We start from the raw sequence: 20,081 nt of genomic DNA, 5'->3' as shown, positions 1-20,081 counted from the left end.
GGGTACATCGATCGAACGCGCGGTCGCTTCGTCGTGTTCCGCCGCGTCGCAAAAACAAAACCGCCGCGATCCGTGAGGACGCGGCGGTCAGAGTCTTGCGCTGATTTCCTGCGAATCAGGGCGACGCGGCGGGCGGCTGCTGGGGCTGCGCGGCCGGCGTGGCGGTGGTGCTTGCCGGGGCGGGCGCCGGCGTGGGCAGCACCAGCGCGGGGTTGGCCTGCATGGCTTCCAGCGCGCGCACCTGCTGCTTCACCGCTTCGAGCTGCGCATTGGTGTTGTGCAGGTCGCTGCTGAGCGTGACGGCCTGCTGACGGGCCTGCTCCTGCGCTTCGGCCACCTGGCGGGCCTGCTGCTGCTGGTTGTTCGCGTCCTGCTGCAGGCTGCGCAGCTTGGCCTCGTTCACCGCGATCATGTGCTCGGCGTACTTGTTGCCGGCATCCAGGCGCGTGGTGTCGATCTCCACCTGGCCCAGCGTCTGCGTCTGCGACACGAAGGTGCGGTAAAGGCTTTCGGCCTCGTCGAAGGAATCGGTCTGCATCACGCGCCAGAATTCCTTGCCGTGGAACAGCACCACGTAATAGCCCAGCGTTTCCGGACGGAACAGCAGGCTCGCGCCATAGGTGCTGTTGTACGTCGTGCGCATCTCGGTGAGCTGATGGTTGTCGATCAGCTGGCGCAGGCTCTCCACCGTACTCAGCGGCACCCGCGGCTGGGCAGCCGGCGTGGCCTGCGCGGCCGTCGCCTGGGGCAACGGGTTGTTGGTGGTGGCGGGTGCGCTGGCGCAGGCCGACGTGGCCATCAGGACCATGGTGCCGATCGCGAACAGCACACGCCGCGGGCTCGCGCTGCGAGTCAAAGCCTTCATCCCGTCATTCCCCTCTGATCGTGGCCGGCCCCGGGGCGCGCTGGGCGCGCATTCCCCTCCATGGCCGAGCCATCCGGGACAGTCTAAGGGTCTGCCGGGGAGGGTCAAGGGGCGCGGGCCTACAACTAGTAGACCAACTGCACACCGTGGCATTGCAATGACTGCAACGTGACGGTGCTGACGCCCAGGTTGATGCCCAGCGCATTGGTGAGCAGCGGCGTGAGGACCTGCGAACCGAGGTTGTTGAGCGGCCCTTGCAGCGCCTGTACGACGAAACCAAGCACGGCCACGAGGCTATTGGGGAGCGCCGTCGTTCCACCATTCATGGCGGTCTGGATGGCCGCGATGCAGGAAGACTGTCCACCCAGCGCGCACCCTGTCTGGGTAACGATGCCGCCGAGCAGATTGACCACCCCGCCCAGCACGTTGCTGGTCCCGGTGAGCAGTCCCGGAACATTGAGTGTCAGGGTGCTTCCCAGGATGTTGCCCACCTGGCTCGTGGTGTTCTGCAGGAAGCCCTGCAAGCCCGCCGTGCTGCTCGACAGTTGGTTCAGCGCTGCCTGCAGCTGATTGAGGTTGGGAGTGAGCCCCGTGTGGGCAGCGGCGTTGTTGTTCCACAGGTCCGTGGCCAGAGGCAGCGAGATCGTGGATGAGTTCGATGGCGTGGTCGACTGCGTGATCAAGGCGGTCGTCAGCGCGGTGAACAAGTTGCTCACGGCCGAGCCGATGTCGAGCGGCGTGCCATCGGAGGGAATGTTGGCGGACTGGCCGGCGGCGAGCGTTCCTGTTCCTTGGGATGTCAGGCCAGTCAGCGTGAAAGGGTGGCCCACGCTCGCGAGTGTGGCCGTGCCCGTCTTCACCGTCAGGAGCGGATTGTTGTTGGTGATGGGAATCTGCGCGCAGCTGCCCGCCGTGCTGAAGGCGCTGGCCTGGCTGATGCCGCCCACGCACATCTGCAGGATGGAGGACTTCACGTTGAACGTGGCCGTTTCCGGGCTTCCATCCGTCTTGGTGCACAGGCTGGCTACCGTCGCCTGCGCATTGACCAGATCGATGGCGATGGGCAGGTCGAGGCTGATCGTCGCAAGCGGGCTCAGCAGCGTGCCGATCAAGGGCACGCTGCTGGAACTGAGTTGTACATGGACGAAGGCGCGCACCTGCGCGGTCGAGGCCGTGGCACCCACGCCGCCAATGCCGATCTGCGGCGGCTCGATGACGGCAAACGCCGTGCTGATGTTGAGTCCGGGTATTGCATTGGCTGGCGTGGACAGGTTGCCACTCAATGCATGCTGCCCCGACGCCACGGCGATGGCCGTGCTGATCAGTTGCAGCGCGCTCACCTGCGCGTTGAGCGCGGATTGCAGACCCGCCGAATCCGGCGCCGTGATCTGTGCGAACAGCCCCGATGTGGTTCCGTTGGAACCCAGCGTGACCTGTCCCGGCGCGCTGCCAATGGCGGCCGTCACCGCGTTGACCAGTGTCGCGTTGGCATTCACCAATTGCTTCTGGCCGGCGGCGATCACCGTGGCATTGAGCACGTCGATCAAGGCGTGCGCCTGCACCGACGAGGCGAGAAACTGGTTGAGCCCGCCAGCGGTGAGGTTGGTGGGCAACTGCACGCCAAGCTGGTTGAGCAGCCCGGATGGCGTGATGGTGGCATTGGCAAGGCCCTGGTAGCCCACCAGCGATGCCTCAGGGATATTGAGTCCGACCGCCGCCAGCGCCTGGCCCAGCGGGGACTTGCCGCTCACCGTGGCCAGCGTGCTGCCGATGCTGAAAACCGCGGTGGGTTCCTGGCCCGCTGCCACCGCTTCGGCGCTGACGCTGGGCAACGCGCCGGCGAATCCCCAGATGGGCAGCACTGGCCGCTGGGCGACGACCTTTACCGCATTGGGCGTGCTGCCGGCGGCCGTCGCGCTGAAGTGATCGCTAACGCCCGCATTGGCTACCGGGTCCCATGTGCCGCACTGGACCGACAGCGTTCCCTTGGTGAATTTATTTTCGGTATAGGCGTTGCCATAGGCGGCGGTGTTGTTCGCATTGCCCGGCGTGCACGCGCTCAGTTGCTGCGCCCCCGCCAGCGCCGCCAAGTCCGCCACCTTCTGCGTATCGCGCTTGGCCCAATACAGATAACCCACCTCGACGATGCCGAGCATGCTGATCATGAACAGAAGCATCAGTAGCATGCCGACGGCGGTGGCGCCGCGCTGTGTGCGACGCGAGGGGCGCGTGGCAGAGGTGAAGGGCATGGGCATCATGGCGAGCCGGACGTGCCGGAGGTATTGCCGCCTGCGCCGATATTCTTCGATACCGCCCCCTCGTAGAACTCGGGGATCGGATGCTCGAAGCTCTTCAAGTAGCGCAGATAGCTGGCCGACGCCTCCTGGCCGGGTATGGGCAATGCCTTGCCGGCATGCGTGCCTTGCCTCTGCATGACCAGCAATTGCCTGGTGACGTCGCCCACTTCGGTGTCCGCAGGCGCGGCGTCGGCGTTCGGCGCCGGCTGCGCAGCGGCTGCTGGTGTTTCGGCGGAAGGCTGCGTAGCTGCCGGTGGCGATGCCGGTGCTCCCATCTGCCCGGTGATCGGCGTCTGTTGTGCATGGGCACCCAAGGGCGCCGCGCACGCGATCAAGGCGGCGAGTGCGAACCGGTAACGGCGGTGCGAAAGCATCATGGCCGTGCCTCGTAAGCGGTGGCGTCGGTAGTGAAGCGTTGCAGCATGCTGGCGGGTACGTCCGTCGGTGCGGGTGCGCTGTTCGTGCGCTTAGCAGGCGTCGAAGGGACAGGGCTCGCCGCCGCCGTGCGCGGCTTGCGCGAAGCCAGCTGCACGGCGAGTCGGCGCACATCGTTCTGGCTGTCGGCCGGCAGCTGGCCGCGCTGCATGATGGCGTCCGCGCGCGTGGTGTCGCCGGTCAGCATGGCCCACAGCGCGAGATTGGCGATCACCTTGGCATTGGTGGGATCGAGCTCGGCGGCCATCGCCAGCGGGTCTTTTGCGGTCGCGGTCTGTCCGTCGCACAGCCGTGCGTAGCCGAGGTCGCTGAGATACGCCGCATTCACCGGCTCCAGTTCGGTCGCCTTCAGCAGCGCTTCGTCAGCGGCCACGGCATTACCCGATTGCGCCTCGACCAACCCGAGTCCGTGCCATGCCGCGGCTGCCTGTTCGCCGCTGAGCAGGCTGCGGTAGATGGTGCGCGCCGCATCCAGTTGCCCCGTGGCGCGCAACGCATCCGCCTGGCGGCGTCGCAGTTCGGGCGTGGCGCCGTAGCGCTGCCGGTAGGCATCGATATGCGCGAGCGAGGCGTAGTACGCGCCTTGCTGCTGCATCTGGCGGATCAGGTCCATGTACACCGTCTTGTCGTCGCGCGCGCCGGTGCTCGGCGCGACCAGTGACGCGGTCGGTGCATGGTTGGGATAGCCACCCAGCGTCTTGCCGCAGGCGGCGAGCAGCACGCAGGCCGTGGCGGCAAACATCAGGCGTTGGAAAGGAGTGTGGAGATTCATGCTCAATGTCCCTTGAATGTCGCCATGCTCGCGACCAGCGAGATGACGGCCGGCCCGGCCAGCACCACCATCAAGGCCGGTATCAGCGTGATCATCATCACCACGGTCATCTTCACGGAGAGCTTGCCGCTCTGTTCCCGCATGCGCAGTTTGCGTTGCTCGCGCAGGCGGTCGCCGAACTGGCGCAGCGGCTCCTGCACGGCGCCGCCGTGTTCGTGCACCTGCACCAGAATCTGCACCAGGCTCTTCAGTCCGTCGTTGTCGAACTCGCACAGGCGGTGCAGCGACTGCATACGCGAGCGGCCGCGCAGGTACAGCGCGTTGGCGTCGCCCACTTCGCGGCTCAGCAGCGGCATCGCTTCCTGAAAGCGGTCGGCCACCATCTGCAGGCTCTGGTCCACGCTGAAACCCACGCCTTGCAGCAGGCGCAGCAGGTCGATGAGCAGCGGCAGTTCGTCATCGGCGCGCTTGCGCAGCCGCTTGGCCCACATGCTGAGCACCAGCTTGGGTGCGATGAGTCCAAAGGCCGCCGCGCCGATAAAGACCACCACAGCAGTGGCGCCGTCCGGCGCAAACCAGAGGATGGCGGGCAGCGGCACGGCCATGGCCAATGCAAGGCGAAGGCCGAGGAACATCGCGCGCCCTTCACCGGTGTTGCGGTTGATCTGCCCCAGCAGCAGCCGGTCTTCCGGGGTAATCAGCGCCTGGCCGATCCGGCTGCTCTCGAAACGCTTGCCCAGCAGCGCCAGCCATTGCATCACCACCTTCCAGCCGTGGGGCTCGCCTTCCTCGGCTTCCTGCGCGCCGCCCGCGGGCGGCACGAGCAGGGCGCGGTCGATCAGGCGGCTTTCCAGCCGACGCTGGCGAACGTGGCGCACCGCTTCGTTGGCTAGCAGGGCAAGGCCTGCCACCAGGGCCACGATGGCCATCACCATGATCCAACCGGTTTCCACGGCATACCCCCTGTGAACGAATCCGTCGCTGTGCGGCTAGAGCGACTTGGCCAATCGATAGAGCAACAAGCCTCCGCTCACTTCCAAGGCCAGCGCGATGAGCAAAAACCGGTGCCCCAGCGGTTCGTGGAACATTGGCTTGAAGAACGCCGGATCGACCATCGTCATGAACACCGACACGGCCACCGGCAGCAGGGCCAGCACCCAGGCGGACATGCGCGTTTCCGACGTGATCGCCTTCAACTCCGCGCGTGCATGCGCGTGGTCGCGCATGAAGTCGCTCATGCGCTGCAGGATGTGATCGGCCCGGCCACCCACGCGCATGCCGATGCCAAACACGGCATGCAGCAGCGACAGCTCTTCGAGGTGATATGGGCGCGAGGCCATGGCCAGCGCCTGATCCAGGTCGGCGCCGGCATGCATGGACGACAAGGTGCGATCCAGCACGCGGCGCAGCGGCATGGCCACGGATTTGGTGGTGCTCTGGAAAGCCATCGGCAGGCTGTTGCCCACGCTGGTCATGCGGATCATGCCGTCGAGGAAATCCGGCAGCTGCGCCAGCAGCTTCTGCTGTTGCTTCTCGATGCGGCGGCGCAGCCACAGCCACACCAGCGCGCCATACAGGCCCAGCACCAGCGGCATGGCCAGTGCGCTGCCGATGCGCCACCACGCCACCAGCGCGAGCAGCACGCCGCCACCGGCGATGACGGCATAGATGGCGCGGTTCGCCGGCAGGTCGGCGCGCATCAGCAGGCCATCCGCCCGCTGAAGCAGCGCGCGCTTGCGCTGGCCAGGCAAGCGCGGCGGCATGGTTCGCCGCTCGGCCGGCGCATGGGCAACGAGGCGCTGCTCGATGTTCTCCATGCTCTTCCTGTGCTGCAGGCGCAGCGCGCTGCCCCACCACAGCTCGATGGCGCCGGCGAGTAGCAGCAGGGCGAGGGCGGCAAGGGCGAGTGCCTGGATCATGCGAAGGGTCCGCTCGATTCGCGCAGCATCTGCCGGAACGGTTCCAGCTTGGTGGTGTGCGGCTGCAGGCCCAGGCTCATCCAGCGGTCGACGTCCTTGCCGTCGCGATCGACGAACGGGTCGTGCCGGTACATGTCCTGCGTGGTGATGATGTTGTCGCCCACGCCGGTGACTTCGGTGATGGAAGAAATCACGCGGCGCCCGTTGCTGAGGCGCGCGATCTGCACAATGAAATCCACCGCGCTGGCGATCTGCCGGCGCAGGCTGTTCTCGCTGCCCTGGAAGCCGGCGAAGCCAGCCAGCATTTCCAGGCGGTACAGCGCGTCGCGCGGCGAGTTGGCGTGGATGGTGGACATGGAGCCGTCATGGCCCGTGTTCATGGCCTGCAGCATTTCCAGCACTTCGGTGCCGCGCACCTCGCCCACCACGATGCGGTCGGGACGCATGCGCAGGCTGTTGCGCACCAGGTCGCGGATGCTGACCGAGCCCTCGCCATCGAAGCTGCCGAGGCGGCTCTCCAGGCGCACCACGTGCGGATGGTTGAGCGAGAGCTCCGCCGTGTCCTCGATGGTGATCACGCGCTCCTGGTGCGGAATGAAGCTGGCCAGCGCGTTGAGCAGCGAGGTCTTGCCCGAGCTGGTGCCGCCGGACACGATGATGTTGCAGCGGCCCAGCACCATGGCTTCGAGCAGCGTGCGGATGGCGCGGTCGAAGGTGCCCTTCTCCTGCAGCTCGTCCGGCGTGAACGGATCCTTGCGGAACTTGCGGATGGAGACGCATGGCCCCGTGACCGACAGCGGCTCGATGATGGCGTTGAGGCGGCCGCCGTTGGGCAGGCGCGCGTCCACCATGGGGTTGGAGTCGTCCAGGCGGCGCCCCAGTGGCGCCAGGATGCGGCGCACGATGCGCAGCAGGTGATGGTTGTCGCTGAAGCGGATGTTCTCGCGACGGAGGATGCCGCCGCGCGATACGTACACGTCATCGTGTCCGTTGATCAGGATGTCCTCGACCTCCGCATCCAGCAACAGGTCGTCCAGCGGGCCGAAGCCGGTGAGTTCCTTCACCAGCGCACCGGAGACCTGTTGCATTTCCGTCTCGTTGACCGGAATGCGCCACTCCTGCACGAAGCTCGCCGTTTCCGTCTCCACGTACTTGGTGACGGTGCTGCGCGACCAGGAAGCGATGTCGATGCGCTGGTCTTCGATGCGGTTGAGCAGGAACTCGTGCGCGGCGGAGAGCACGTCCTGGAACTGTTGGGTCTGTTCGAACGGAAGGTCCGGCCCATCCAGTCGCGCCGACACGTCCGCGCGACGCAGCGCGGCCGCCAGCAGCGCGCTGGACGAATTCAGCGGCGTTTCCATAGGGTGCTCCCCACTCGGTTGAGCAACGCTCCCAGGGCGCCCCGGCCCTGCTCGCGCTTCACGCGCAGGCGGAAGCGGGCCAGCAGGGGCGAGAGCGCGCGGATGTACGCATCGTTCGGCAAGGTCTCGTGCAACAGGGAGCCACGGTTGGCGGCGGCGCGCAGCGGGCGCGAGCGCTCCGGCAAGGTGGCCAGCAGCGGCAGGCTGAAACGCTCGGACATGCGCGCGGCGGTGATGCCGCAGGCCTCGTCGTAGCGGTTCACCACCAGCGACACGCGCAGGTCGCGCGCCTGCGCCCGCTCCAGCTGGCGCAGGCACGCATCGAGCGCCACCATCGAGCCGATCGACTGGTCGGTGACCAGCCAGATCTCGTCGGCAAGCTTGAGCAGCGAATGGGCGACATCGTCGAGCGCGCGGCTGTCGAGGTCGCACAGCACCAGGTCGAACATGGAGAGCAGGCGCTCCATCAGCGGCGCCACCTCCGCGCCGGCCAGACTGATGCTGCGCTCGCGCGGCTGGCCCAGCACGGCGGCGCCGCTGCCGTGGCGCGGCACGGCGGTGCGCACCAGCGTGGCGTCGATGCGGCTGGCATTGCGCAGCGCGTCGTCCAGATGGAAATCGCCGCCGGTGCCCAGGTACAAACCCACGTCGCCGCTGGAGTGACCCAGGTCCAGCAGCATCACGTTGTTGGAGTCGGCCTGCGATTTGGCCGAGGCAGCGAGCGAGCCGAGATGGGCCGAGAGCGTGCTGCTGCCCAGACCCGGCCGCACGCCGCACACCAGCACGAGCTGGCCGCGCCGGGTGGCGCGTGCCGGTTGGCCCGATGCCGCCGACTTCAGCTCATCGAGCGCGGTTTTCAGCTGCTCGAGGATTTCCTCGTCGCCCGCGTCGATGTCGATGAAATCCTTCAGGCCCGCGCGCATCGCGCAGCGCACGCCGGTGCCGCGATCCGATGCGGCCGCGCCGATGCCCAGCAGGGCCAGCCCCGGATCGAGCGCCATCAGCTGGCGGGCGATTTCCGCGGAGGCGTCGGTATGGCCCTTGGAGAAATCCAGCAGCACCAGGCGCGGCTGGTGCTGGTCGAGCACGCGGCGGCTGGCGGAGAACTGGTTGCTGTCGCACCACGACAAGGTCACCAGGTTGCGCAGGCGCGCGGAAAAACGCTGCGCGTTGTTCTCGTCGGGCGAATACAGCAGCAGCGTCGGCTCCAGCGTGGGTTTGGCGAGGGTGACCACGGTGGGATGCGTGTTCGCGGGCATGGCCATGTCCTCAGCGCGAAAAGCCAGGCAATTGGTCGGAACCTGCGGGGTTGAGCAGCCACGAGCCCCACACCGGCAGGTTGTTTCGCTGTTCGCGCTCGCCGGGCAGTGCAAGCTTGGTATCCCTGGCGATCGGACGCACGAGGTGCGGCGTCACAATCAACACCAGTTCCTTGTCCTGGTGGCTGTACTTGAGATCGCGGAAGAACGATCCGAGGATCGGGATGTCGCCCAGCAGCGGAATCTTGTCCACCTGGCTGGAAATGTTCTGGCTGACCAGCCCGCCGATGACGAAGGTTTCGCCGTCGCCCAGCTCCACCGTGGTGTCGGCGCGCCGCGTGCTGATGGCCGGCACGGAGACACCGTTGAACACCACGGCGTTGGTGTAGTCGAGGTCGCTCGCTTCCGGCGCCACCTTGAGCGCGATGCGATCCGGCGCGAGCACCGTCGGCGTCACCGTGAGGCCGATGCCGAAGGGCTTGTACACGATGGTGGTGGTGCCCAGGCCCTGCGGTTCGGGAATGGGCAGTTCGCCGCCGGAGAGGAAACTCGCGCTCTGGCCCGACAGCGCCACCAGCGTGGGTTCGGCCAGCACGCGCGCCATGCCGTCGCTCTGCAGCAGGTCGAGGTTGGCGTTCCACGCATGCAGGCCGTTGGCGCTCTTGTGGCCCATGACCAGGTTGAAGGCGGAAGAGATCGCGCCGCCGGTGGTCGTCGTGCTGCTGGTCAGCGGCGAGGTGAAGCCGTAGCTGAAGCCGTTGTTGGTGGCGTTGAAGTTGATGCCGATCTGGCTCATCACGGTCTTGTCGAACTCGACCACCTTCACTTCCACCTGCACCACGCCGCCGCTGGAAACGCTGGAGGCGTCGATTACCGAACCCTTCTCGCCCACCGCGTTCGTTGCCGCGGCCACGCCGCGCTCGTGTTCGAGCATGCTGTCGGCCTGCCCATGCAGCACCGCTTCGTTGTCCTGCACGGCAATCTGCAGGCCGCTGTCGTTCTGCAGGGCGGCCTGCCCGGCGCTGCGCACCTGCACGGCCAGGCGTTGCGGCGAGGCATCGCCGCGCCGCCACAGCAGCAAGGTGGTTTCGCCCGGCTTCTTGCCGACCAGCAGCGCGTCGCGCTGGCCCTTGAGCATGACGATGTCGGTGACCGACGGGTCGGCAATCGCCACGCGCTCGATGTCGCCGGGCAGATGCCACGGCCGCTGCTCGTGCACCTGCAACGCGATGGCCGCGTCATTGACGCTGGCTGCCTGGCTTGCGGCCCAGGGCAGCGCGGCGCACAGCAGGGTGATCCCGAGGCGCCAGCTCATGGATTCACCGCCAGCGAGGTATGCGAGGACGCCGCGGAGGACGAGCCGCGGATGATCTCCAGCCCGGCCGGCGACGCCGCGCGCGATGCGGGGCGCGGTGCCGCCATCTTCGAGCGTCCGACCAGTCCCGGCTCATCCACGCCCGCATAGGCACGGTTTTCCGGCGAGGCCAGCCAGCCGCGCTGTTCGCCGGTGAGGTCGCCGCGTGGCGCCAGCACCGTGGACGGCAGCGGGAACAACAGGTTGCTCGGCATGCCGTCGTCGCCAGGGTGGCGCAGCGCAAGCGAGAGCTTGCCGCTCTGCGCGCCGAGCACCAGCGGGTCGATATCGTCCAGCGGCACGGCCAGCACGGCCATCTTCGGTGGCGGTTCGGTCGTTTCGGTCTTGGTGGATGCCGGCGCCGCCACGCCCAGGCGCGGCAGGTCGCGCACGCCGTAGGCCAGCACGCGCAGGCGCGAGGCGAGCAGGCGGCTTTCGGAGTGCTCCTTGCCGATGGTCATACCGTTGGCCGACGGGTCGGCGATCTTCAGCGTCAGCACCACGTCCACGTAGTCGCCGGGCTGCACGCGATAGCCCACGCCGCTGATTTCATCCACCGGCACCGCCAGCGCGCGCTCGCCCGGGCGAAGCTGCATGGCGATGGGGTTGGAGAGCAGCGAGGCGGTGATCACGGTGCCCTCGGGAATGTTCACGCGCGGCACTTCGCCCACCAGCAGCTCGGGCTGCTCGTAGCTGCCTTCGGGCGCGCTCGACACCGCCACTTCACGCAGCGACGTGGCGCTGATCACTTCGCCGCCCAGCAGCATCTGTGCGGCGACGACGACATGCGCAGTCTTGGCCGGCGCCACGGGCGCGGCGGGTGCGGCCGCCACCGGTGGCGCGGCCGGCGGTGCTTCCTGCCGGCGCTTGCCGAGCGAGAAGGCGGCCAGGGCCAGCACCGTCGCAAGGACGACCAGCAGGATGGCGGCGATGCGTGACACGTTGTGCATCTGAAACGTCTCCGTTGCGCGGTGGCTCGTCAGCTGCCCGAGAGATCCAGCTGCACGGTGGCCGTGCTGCTGAGGTTGGTGCCCAGCACCCAGCCGTACAGCGCCTTGGTGCCTGGAATGAAGGGGTGGTTGTTGTAGTCGAACGACGCCACCACGGTGATGCATTGGGCGGATGCATTGGTGGGGCAGGTCGCGGCGGCGGAGACGGCGATGGGCGCATAGGTGCTGCCCGGTGCCGTGGGCGTCGTGCAATTGGCGCTTTCATTGGCGAACTTCAGCAGCCAGGCCATGGAGCGCTGCGCGGCGTTGCAGGCATTGACCTGTCGCTGCGCGGGCGTGCCGTACTGAAGCGCGGCCCGCGCACCTTCGGCGGAGGCCAGCGACAGCGACTGCTGGGCGGCAAAGATCATGACGCCGGTAAGCGAGATCAACAGCAGCGGCAAGATGCCGAACAGGAACACCAGCGCGAACTCGATGGCCGCCACGCCGCGCTGGCGCGAAGGACGCGAGCGAAGCTGCCGGGCTTTCACGCCTGCCCCCAGTGCATCAGCTCCGGATGCAGCACGACCAGCAAGGTGGCGATGCCGAGGTAGGTCGCATGCGGCTGGCCCATGCGGCCCTGGCGTGCCTCCATGGCGCGACGCCAGAGCGGCATCGCATAAAGATGTTGCCGGGCCGTCACCAGGCCCGGCGCATAGGCGAAACGCGGCGTACGCAGCACCAGCACGACAAAGGCATGCACGCCCGTCAGCAGGCAGGCGATGGCCCAGATGGGCAGCAGTGCGCGCGCACCGAGCAGTAAGCCCAGCGTGGCGAAGAATTTCACATCCCCCGCGCCCATCCAGCGGATGGCGTAGAAGGGCAGCATGGTGATGAGGCCAATAGCAAGGCCGGGAACGGACGGCCAAACCGGCGAGGCGCCCACGACCCACTGCAACCCTGGGGCGGCGATCGCCGCCAGCAGGGCCGCTGCCAGCCACGTGTTGGGCACGCGGCGGGCATACAGGTCGCTCAGCGCGACGAACGCGCTGAGTATGACGGCAAGCGTTGGAAGCAACGCGGTCATGACGCCCCCGAATGATGTATGGCTATCCATAGCCACCCCGGTACCAGGTGTCGCGTTCTCGATCTCGCTGGCTCAGGTCGTCGCGGATTTCACGGCGTCGCTGAGTGCGGTGATAACGGAGGAGTAGATCGACTTGATGCCGCCGGTTCCGCCAAACACGGCCACGACCGCGGCGGCAACAAGCGCCGCCAGAATCCCGTACTCAATCGCCGTGATGCCGTCTTCCTCAGCCAGGAACTTGCGAATCATGGTGTTCATGGGTTGCCTCCTCGAAGAGCCTTCGCTCTCACTGTCGGTGTTTGAACGACCCGCCTTGGGTTATCGACTGCAACGTCGCCCTCACTGAGCGGCCCGCGACTAGTCCATTCGGACTACGGTCGACAATGCATGCCCTGTGCCTTTGATCGGTCTAATAATCCGAATGGCCGATGGAGACGGCGAAAAACAGCCGCCCCACCGCCCGAAATCGATTATTTAGATCGATAAAGCGGAATGGGCCGTGAGAAGTCGTGAATTATGTGAAGAGATATTCACGTCCATTAAAGGCAATAAACTGACGCAAATGATCACTTCGCGTGCCGCGACATTCATGAAATCCCCCGTGCTTGTACGTTCCGGCCGTCCTGGGCGGAGTGAGGTACATCCACAGTCTTGTGCGGTCCTGCGTGACTGCTTGCACAAAAACGGCAGATATGAAAATCGATTATGTGATGTAAATCACAAAATGATGGGTGGCAATTCAGCCAAATCGTTTCTTGCCGAAAATGTGCATGGGGTCAGGTGCGCGAATTCTTTAATTCACCTCATCACCATGAAAAATCGGGTATTCGATTAATAAGGACGTATCGGCTTGGATGCCTCAGGGGGGCAATCAATGGCTGTCGAGAACGACATCGGACCGGAGTCGCCCGATCTCGTCACGCTGTGCGGCATCCTCAAGGTCTGCGAGCTCGAGCTGGTACTGCTCGGCAAGCAAGGCCCGAAGGCGCTCGTCGATTCGTTGGCCTCCGAGCGCGCCATCTGTTTCAGTGGCGAGGTGAACTTCGCCTTCCGTGGCCGCTTCGCGCTGCCCCCCGGCTGGTGCCTGTTCGGCTTCCTGCATCTCACCTCGCAGGACAGCTGGTGCCACGGCACGCCGCTGGCGTCGGGCATGGCCTTCACCGTGTTTCCCGAAGGCATCAGCGAGTTCGTGCTCAGCATGGGCAGCCGCGTCACCGGCGTGCTGGTGCCGCAGCAGCGGCTGGTGGACAAGTACGTGGAGCTCAGCCCACACCAGCCCGACGTGCCGGTTCGCGCCATTTCGCTGTTCAACCTTTCCGATGACGAACGGGCGCGCGCCTTGCGCGCGAAGTTCGACGCCGTGCGCGAGCGCGTGCTGCATGCATCCCATCAGGGCCCCGCATCGGATGCCGAAGTGGACGCGCTGATCGAAACGCACCTGATCGCGGCGCTGTCGGTAAAGCCGGAAGACCGGCCCGCCTGCTCGCGCGGGCGGCGCACGCACTACCTCGCCGTGCAGCGCGCCGAGGAATTCATGCGCCGCAACCTGCGCCGGGACATCTATATCACCGAGCTGTGCAACGCCGCCGGCGTCAGCGAACGCGCGTTGCGCTACGCCTTCGACGACCTGCTGGGCGTGTCGCCCAACCGCTACCTGTCCATGCTGCGCCTGTGCACGGCGTGCAAGAACCTCACCTTGTCCGACGCCAGCCGCCGCTCGGTGAAATCGGTCGCGCTCAGTTGCGGCCTGTGGGATCTCTCGCGCTTTGCCGACCACTATCGCCGCGTGTTCGGCGAGCTCCCGCGCGACACGCTGATGCGCGCGCCGCCGTTCGAGGCCGCCTGAGTATCCTTTGGTCGGTGGCGTCGCCGCCGCATTCTTCACGCCGTTCCCACGACCTGCCGGATTTGTGCAGGGTGCTGCCGGTTTTGCCCAAGGCCTTGCCGGATTGGCTTATGCCGTTGCCGGATTGGGACATCAGAGACGCGATGCGATCGTTGTAATGAACCCCAGCGTTGCCGGTTGCGCATGACGCGCGCCGGCACAGCTCGCATGGACCTGTATGCGCGGACACACGACGTGACCCGCGCCGGCCAAAAGGGGACTCGTCAATGAACCGTATCTATCGTCTCGTGTGGTCCGAGTCGCGCCGTGCCTGGGTGCCGGCCTCGGAACTCTCCGTGCAGCGTCATCGCATCTCCCGCCAGGTGGGCTTCCTGCCCTCGGCGCGCATTCTGCTGCTGGGAGGCCTGGCGCTCTGCGCGCTGGCCTATCACCCGGCATCGCACGCACAAAGCGCCGACGACGCCAAGCTCAACGACCTCATGGGCCTGGCGTCCAAGTACGACAGCCCCGCGCCGCAAGCTGTGGCGCCGGTGTCCGCGAGCGTCAGCGCGCAGCCGGTGCTCAACCGCGTCGCGGTGGCGCTGCCGTCCGGCAGCGCGGCGACGGCGTCGTCCACGCCGGTGATCCGGCACGGCAACGTGGCGCATGCGCGCGCTGGCATCCGCATTCCGATCGTGCCGACCAGCCAGCAGATGGGTTCGGGCGTCGCCATTCCCAGCGACCTCGCTTCGCGCGTCGGCGCAACCGCCGGTGGCGCGAAGGCCGACGTGCTCGGGCAGGGCGTGGTATCCGCCGTATTGCCGGGCGCGAACGATGTCGCGGACCGCAACCGCTCCGTCGTGCTCGCCACGCATGCGAACGTCGCCAGCACGCTGGTGAACAACAACGCGCCTGGCGCGCTCGGCGCCGATGGACTGGTTCATCTCGGTACGCCGGCCATTCCCGTGGCCAATACCGGCGCTGCCGTGTCGCCGGTCGACGCCGCGGTAGGTGCGCGCGCCGTCGTGCTGGCCAGCAACGGCGACCTGGTCGACGCGCATGCGCATGTCGGCTTGGCCGTGCCGGGCGTGTCGAGCACGCCGCTGGTCAACGCCAACGTCGACCTGCATGCCGGCGGGCAACTGGTTTCGTCGCTCGGCTCCGTGGTGCAGCCGGTGGTCGGCGGCCTGGGTGTTGGCAACATCGGTGGCGTCGTGAGCGGCCTTCCGGCCACCGTCAATGGCGTGAGTGGTGCGGTGAACGGCATCGTCGGCGGCGTCACCGCCGGCACGCCGCTCGCTGGCGTGACGAACAGCGTGCTGCCGCCGGTGGAATCGACGCTGCATAACGTGGCGACCACGCTTGCTGGCACGGCGACCGGTTCCGGTAGTGGGCTCGGCGGCGTGCTCGGTACAGGCGGTTTGATTTCCACGCTGCCTGCCACGGTGAGTGGCGTGAACGGTGCAGTGAATGGCATCGTCGGCGGCGTCACTGCTGGTACGCCGCTCGCCGCTGTGACGAACAACGTGCTGCCGCCGGTGGAGTCAACGCTGCACAACGTGGCAACTGCACTCGCCGGCACGGCAACAGGATCGGGTAGCGGCCTTGGCGGCGTGCTCGGTACAGGCGGTCTCATTTCCACGCTGCCGGCTACGGTGAATGGCGTGAACGGCGCAGTGAACGGCATCGTCGGTGGTGTCACCGCCGGCACGCCGCTCGCGGGCGTGACGAACAACGTGCTGCCGCCAGTGGAGTCGACGTTGCACAACGTAGCGACGGCGTTGGCTGGCACCGCGACGGGTTCCGGTAGCGGGCTCGGCGGCGTGCTCGGCGCGGGCGGTCTCGTCTCCACGCTGCCGGCTACGGTGAATGGCGTGAACGGTGCAGTGAATGGCATCGTCGGCGGCGTCACTGCTGGTACGCCGCTCGCCGGTGTGACGAACAACGTGCTGCCGCCGGTGGAGTCGACGCTGCATAACGTGGCGACCACGCTTGCTGGCACGGCGACGGGTTCGGGTAGCGGACTCGGTGGTGTGCTCGGTGCAGGTGGCCTCGTTTCCACGCTGCCGGCTACCGTCAATGGCGTAAATGGTGCGGTGAACGGCATCGTCGGTGGTGTCACCGCCGGCACGCCGCTCGCTAGCGTGACGAACAACGTTCTACCTCCGGTGGAATCGACGCTGCATAACGTAGCGACGGCGTTGGCTGGCACCGCGACGGGTTCCGGTAGCGGGCTCGGCGGCGTGCTCGGCGCGGGCGGTCTCGTTTCCACGCTGCCCGCTACGGTGGACGGCGTGAACGGCGCAGTGAACGGCATCGTTGGCGGCGTCACCGCCGGCACGCCGCTCGCTGGCGTGACGAATAGCGTGCTGCCGCCAGTGGAGTCGACGCTGCATAACGTAGCGACCACGCTCGCCGGCACGGCGACGGGTTCCGGTAGCGGCCTAGGCGGCGTCCTCGGTACAAGCGGCTTGATTTCCACGCTGCCTGCCACGGTAGACGGCGTGAACGGAGCAGTGAACGGTATCGTCGGCGGCGTCACCGCTGGCACACCGCTCGCCGGTGTGACGAATGGCGTGCTGCCTCCGGTGGAATCGACGCTGCATAACGTGGCGACCACGCTCGCCGGCACGGCGACGGGCTCCGGTAGCGGCCTTGGTGGTGTGCTCGGTGGCGGCAATGGTCTCGGCGGCGTGGTGTCCGGCGTCACTTCGACGGTCAATGGCGTCCTGTCCGGTGTGGCGGGCGTGGGCTCGGGCAGCGGCCTTGGCGGACTGGGTGGCGTGCTGGGTGCGGGGAATGGCCTGGGCGGTGTGGTGTCCGGTGTGACATCGACCGTCGGCAACGTGCTGAATTCCGGCGCGGGCGGCACCGGGGCAGGCAATCTCGGCGGCGTGGTCTCCGGGCTTACCTCAACCGTCAGTCAGGTGCTGAATCCGGTGACGGGTGGCACCGGCGGCCTCGGCAATGTCGGTGGCCTCGTGTCCAACCTGCCTGCCACGGTGAAAAGCGTGACGAACACCGTGACGGGCGTGGTCGGCGGCGTCACCGCCGGTACGCCGCTCGCCGGCACAGTGACCGGTGTGGTGAATCCCGTCGTGTCCACCGTCAACGGTGTGCTCGGCGGCGTGGGTTCGGGCAGCGGCCTTGGCGGCGTGCTCGGTTCGGGTAATGGTCTGGGTGGCGTCGTGTCGGGTGTGACCTCGACCGTCGGCAATGTGCTGAATCCCGGAGCCGGCGGCAGCGGAGGCCTCGGCAATGTCGGTGGCCTCGTGTCCAACCTGCCAGCCACGGTGAAAGGCGTGACGAATACGGTGACGGGCGTGGTCGGCGGCGTCACCGCCGGTACGCCGCTCGCCGGCACAGTGACCGGTGTGGTGAATCCCGTGGTGTCCACCGTCAACGGTGTGCTCGGTGGCGTGGGTTCGGGCAGCGGCCTGGGCGGTGTGCTCGGCTCCGGCAACGGCTTGGGTGGTGTCGTGTCGGGTGTGACGTCGACCGTCGGCAATGTGCTGAATCCTGGAACGGGCGGCACGGGCACGGGCGATCTGGGCGGGCTGGTGTCCGGGCTTACCTCGACGGTCGGCAGCGTGCTCAATCCCGTCACGTCCGGCACAGGCCTGGGTGGTGTGCTGGGCTCGAACGGTTCCTCGCTCGGCAAGGTCGTGCCCGACGTGAACAAGACGGTGGGCGACGTCACCTCCACCGTGGGCGCGGTGCTTGCGCAGCCCAACGGCACGGGCCTGGCGAACGTGCTCGGCCAGAACGGCACGGCCACGTCGCTGCTCGGCAACCTGACCAACACGGTGGCCGATACGGTGAACAGCGTGCCGGGCGTGCAGGTGGGCGCGACGGGCAACGGCCAGTCGTCGGGACAGAATCTGATCGGCGCGATTCCCGGTGCTTCCGGCCTCGTTAACCAGGCGCTGCCCAGTGTGGCGTCGCTGCTGGGCATTACGCCCGCGGCATCGGGCACGGGTGGCACCGGCGGCGGCAGTTCCGCCGGCGGCGTGCCCGTGGTGCCCGCGCCGTCGGCCACGCCGACGGGACTCATCGTCGGCAACGGCGGCGTGGTCGGCACGGCCGGCCAGCTGCTGGGCACGTCCACCAACGCGCTGTTCAACAACACCAATGGCTACGTCACCAACGGTGGCCTGCAGGTGAATGCGGCCAACTTCACGCAGGGCTACTCGGTGACCAGCGTGGCCGGCATTCCGTTGGTCAACGCCACGCCGGTGGGCACGGTGCTCACCACGGTGGGCGGCGCCACGCTCGGCGGCACGGGCAGCAATTCGCACCTGACGCTGATCGGCGCGGTGAAGTCGGACAGCTACATCACCAACGTCAACAACGGCGCCCCGGGCGGCCTGCTCGGCCTGGTGCTGCCCAATAGCGCGCCTGCGTGGGCCTCCACCTGCGCCAACGTGCTCGGCGTGGTGAACACCTCGTGCTGGGCGGTGAATGCCGCGCAGGACTATCAGGTGCTGATGGGTGACGGCGCCACCGCCAACGGTTCGAAGGAAGTGGTGATCGGCACCAACGCCAGCCACAACCTGCCGGCGCAGACCGCGGCCAGCGCCTTCCCGGGCAATGGCGCCAACGATCCGAACAATCCAAGCGGCGTGCCCACCGCCGATTACGCGGCGCGCCTGGGCCACTCCGTGGTGATCGGCGACAGCGCCACCGGCACGGCGAATGCGCAGACCATCATCGGCGCACAGGCTACGGCCACGGTCGCCAACAGCGTGGCCCTGGGCTACGCCTCCACCGCCACGCGCGGCGCGCAGACCGGCTACAGCGCCTATGGCCTGAGCACGCCGCAGAACTCCGCGGGCGAAGTGTCCATCGGCGCGCCGGGCCAGGAACGCCAGATCACCAACGTCGCCGCCGGTTCCGCTGCGACGGATGCGGTGAACCTGGCGCAGCTGCAGGCGGTGTCGTTCGTCGCGGGCAACGCCGTGCAGTACGACGACGCCACGCACGCCACCGTCACCCTGGCCGGCACCGCCAGCACCGATGGCGGCGCCACCAACGGCACCACGCTCGCCAACCTGCACCAGGGCGCCATCAGCTCGAGCAGCACGCAGGCCATCAACGGTGCGCAGATGTGGCACTGGACGCAGGACACCACCAACGTCTACAGCAACACCAGCCTGTACAACGCGATCCAGAACATCAAACCCGGCGGTCCCACCAACATCACCAACGTCAAGTACTACAACGTCAACTCCACGCTGGCCGACTCCAGCGCCACGGGCACCAATGCCATCGCGGCCGGCCCCACGGCCTCGGCGAGCGGCGCGAATGCGGTGGCGGTGGGCAGCGGCGCCAGCGCCACGGCGGACAACGCGGTCGCGCTGGGTTCGGGTTCGGTGGCGGATCGTGCGAACACCGTGTCGGTGGGCAGCGCCGGCAACGAGCGCCAGATCACCAACGTCGCCGCCGGTTCCGCCGCGACGGATGCGGTCAACCTGGGCCAGATGCAGGCGAGCATCAACAGCTCCACCCAGGGCACCGTGCGCTACGACACCAACACCGACGGTTCCACCAACTACAGCAGCGTCACGCTGGGCAACGGCACCGCGGGCGGCACGGCCATCCACAACGTGGCAGCGGGCAGCGCCACCACCGATGCGGCCAACGTGGGCCAACTCAACGCCGGTATCCAGCAGGCGCAGAACTGGGCGCAGAACTACACCGATGCGCGCTTCAACCAGCTCAACGGCCAGATCCAGAACGTGAGCAATCGCGCGAACGCAGGTGTTGCCGCGGGCATGGCGATGGCTGGCCTGCCGCAGGCCTACGAACCGGGACGCAGCATGGCGGCCGCGTCGGCGGGCACGTTCCGCGGCGAATCGAGCCTGGCCATCGGCGTGTCCACCATCTCGCAGGGCGGGCGCTGGGTCTACAAGCTCACCGGCAGCGTGGACACGCGCGGCGACGCGGGCTTCTCGGTCGGCGCGGGCATGCAGTGGTAA

At 67.3% G+C, this 20,081-nt stretch carries 15 protein-coding genes; 2 read left to right on the top strand and 13 right to left on the bottom strand.

Features of this window, described 5'->3' with window-relative positions:
- Positions 1-115: 115 nt before the first annotated feature.
- From BDW41_RS17440 to BDW41_RS17380, 13 genes are all read right to left on the bottom strand, one after another.
- Positions 116-865, bottom strand: a complete 750-nt coding sequence (locus BDW41_RS17440) for a DUF2968 domain-containing protein (protein ID WP_074550247.1) — start codon at positions 863-865, stop codon at positions 116-118.
- A 125-nt stretch (positions 866-990) separates the two neighbouring features.
- Positions 991-3,114: a TadG family pilus assembly protein gene (locus BDW41_RS17435; protein WP_158537010.1), complete on the bottom strand. Its 2,124-nt coding sequence runs from the start codon at positions 3,112-3,114 to the stop codon at positions 991-993.
- A 5-nt stretch (positions 3,115-3,119) separates the two neighbouring features.
- Positions 3,120-3,539 (bottom strand): DUF3613 domain-containing protein, encoded by a 420-nt coding sequence (locus BDW41_RS17430; RefSeq protein WP_233496919.1) that lies wholly within the window; start codon positions 3,537-3,539, stop codon positions 3,120-3,122.
- Positions 3,536-4,369: a hypothetical protein gene (locus BDW41_RS17425; RefSeq protein WP_074550251.1), complete on the bottom strand. Its 834-nt coding sequence runs from the start codon at positions 4,367-4,369 to the stop codon at positions 3,536-3,538. The genes BDW41_RS17430 and BDW41_RS17425 overlap by 4 nt, the downstream gene beginning before the upstream one ends.
- Positions 4,370-4,371: 2 nt before the next feature.
- Positions 4,372-5,322, bottom strand: a complete 951-nt coding sequence (locus tag BDW41_RS17420) for a type II secretion system F family protein (RefSeq protein ID WP_110301646.1) — start codon at positions 5,320-5,322, stop codon at positions 4,372-4,374.
- A gap of 36 nt (positions 5,323-5,358) precedes the next feature.
- Positions 5,359-6,288 carry a type II secretion system F family protein gene (locus BDW41_RS17415; RefSeq protein ID WP_074550253.1) on the bottom strand — a complete coding sequence of 310 codons (930 nt, stop codon included), beginning with the start codon at positions 6,286-6,288 and terminating at the stop codon, positions 5,359-5,361.
- Positions 6,285-7,649 carry a CpaF family protein gene (locus BDW41_RS17410; RefSeq protein ID WP_110301645.1) on the bottom strand — a complete coding sequence of 455 codons (1,365 nt, stop codon included), beginning with the start codon at positions 7,647-7,649 and terminating at the stop codon, positions 6,285-6,287. Before BDW41_RS17410 ends, BDW41_RS17415 begins: the two co-directional genes overlap by 4 nt.
- Positions 7,634-8,908 carry a hypothetical protein gene (locus tag BDW41_RS17405; protein WP_074550255.1) on the bottom strand — a complete coding sequence of 425 codons (1,275 nt, stop codon included), beginning with the start codon at positions 8,906-8,908 and terminating at the stop codon, positions 7,634-7,636. The genes BDW41_RS17410 and BDW41_RS17405 overlap by 16 nt, the downstream gene beginning before the upstream one ends.
- A gap of 10 nt (positions 8,909-8,918) precedes the next feature.
- Positions 8,919-10,223 (bottom strand): type II and III secretion system protein family protein, encoded by a 1,305-nt coding sequence (locus BDW41_RS17400; RefSeq protein WP_074550257.1) that lies wholly within the window; start codon positions 10,221-10,223, stop codon positions 8,919-8,921.
- Positions 10,220-11,212, bottom strand: a complete 993-nt coding sequence (cpaB, locus tag BDW41_RS17395; RefSeq protein WP_074550259.1) for a Flp pilus assembly protein CpaB — start codon at positions 11,210-11,212, stop codon at positions 10,220-10,222. The genes BDW41_RS17400 and cpaB overlap by 4 nt, the downstream gene beginning before the upstream one ends.
- A gap of 29 nt (positions 11,213-11,241) precedes the next feature.
- A complete protein-coding gene (locus BDW41_RS17390; RefSeq protein WP_074550261.1) occupies positions 11,242-11,742 on the bottom strand; it encodes a TadE family protein in 501 nt (166 codons plus the stop codon).
- Complete coding sequence (locus tag BDW41_RS17385; protein ID WP_074550263.1) at positions 11,739-12,278, bottom strand: prepilin peptidase; 540 nt, start codon at positions 12,276-12,278, stop codon at positions 11,739-11,741. The genes BDW41_RS17390 and BDW41_RS17385 overlap by 4 nt, the downstream gene beginning before the upstream one ends.
- 72 nt (positions 12,279-12,350) lie before the next feature.
- Positions 12,351-12,536, bottom strand: a complete 186-nt coding sequence (locus tag BDW41_RS17380) for a Flp family type IVb pilin (protein WP_074550265.1) — start codon at positions 12,534-12,536, stop codon at positions 12,351-12,353.
- 616 nt (positions 12,537-13,152) lie between these two features.
- Between BDW41_RS17380 and BDW41_RS17375 the strand changes: the two genes are divergently transcribed.
- Positions 13,153-14,124 carry a helix-turn-helix domain-containing protein gene (locus tag BDW41_RS17375; RefSeq protein ID WP_074550267.1) on the top strand — a complete coding sequence of 324 codons (972 nt, stop codon included), beginning with the start codon at positions 13,153-13,155 and terminating at the stop codon, positions 14,122-14,124.
- Between the two features lie 266 nt (positions 14,125-14,390).
- Positions 14,391-20,081: an ESPR-type extended signal peptide-containing protein gene (locus BDW41_RS23895; protein WP_074550269.1), complete on the top strand. Its 5,691-nt coding sequence runs from the start codon at positions 14,391-14,393 to the stop codon at positions 20,079-20,081.

Origin of the sequence: Dyella sp. AtDHG13 (genome assembly GCF_003201105.1) — a bacterium.
GTDB lineage: Bacteria > Pseudomonadota > Gammaproteobacteria > Xanthomonadales > Rhodanobacteraceae > Dyella > Dyella jiangningensis_B.
This window is presented reverse-complemented; position numbering and strand designations above follow the sequence as displayed.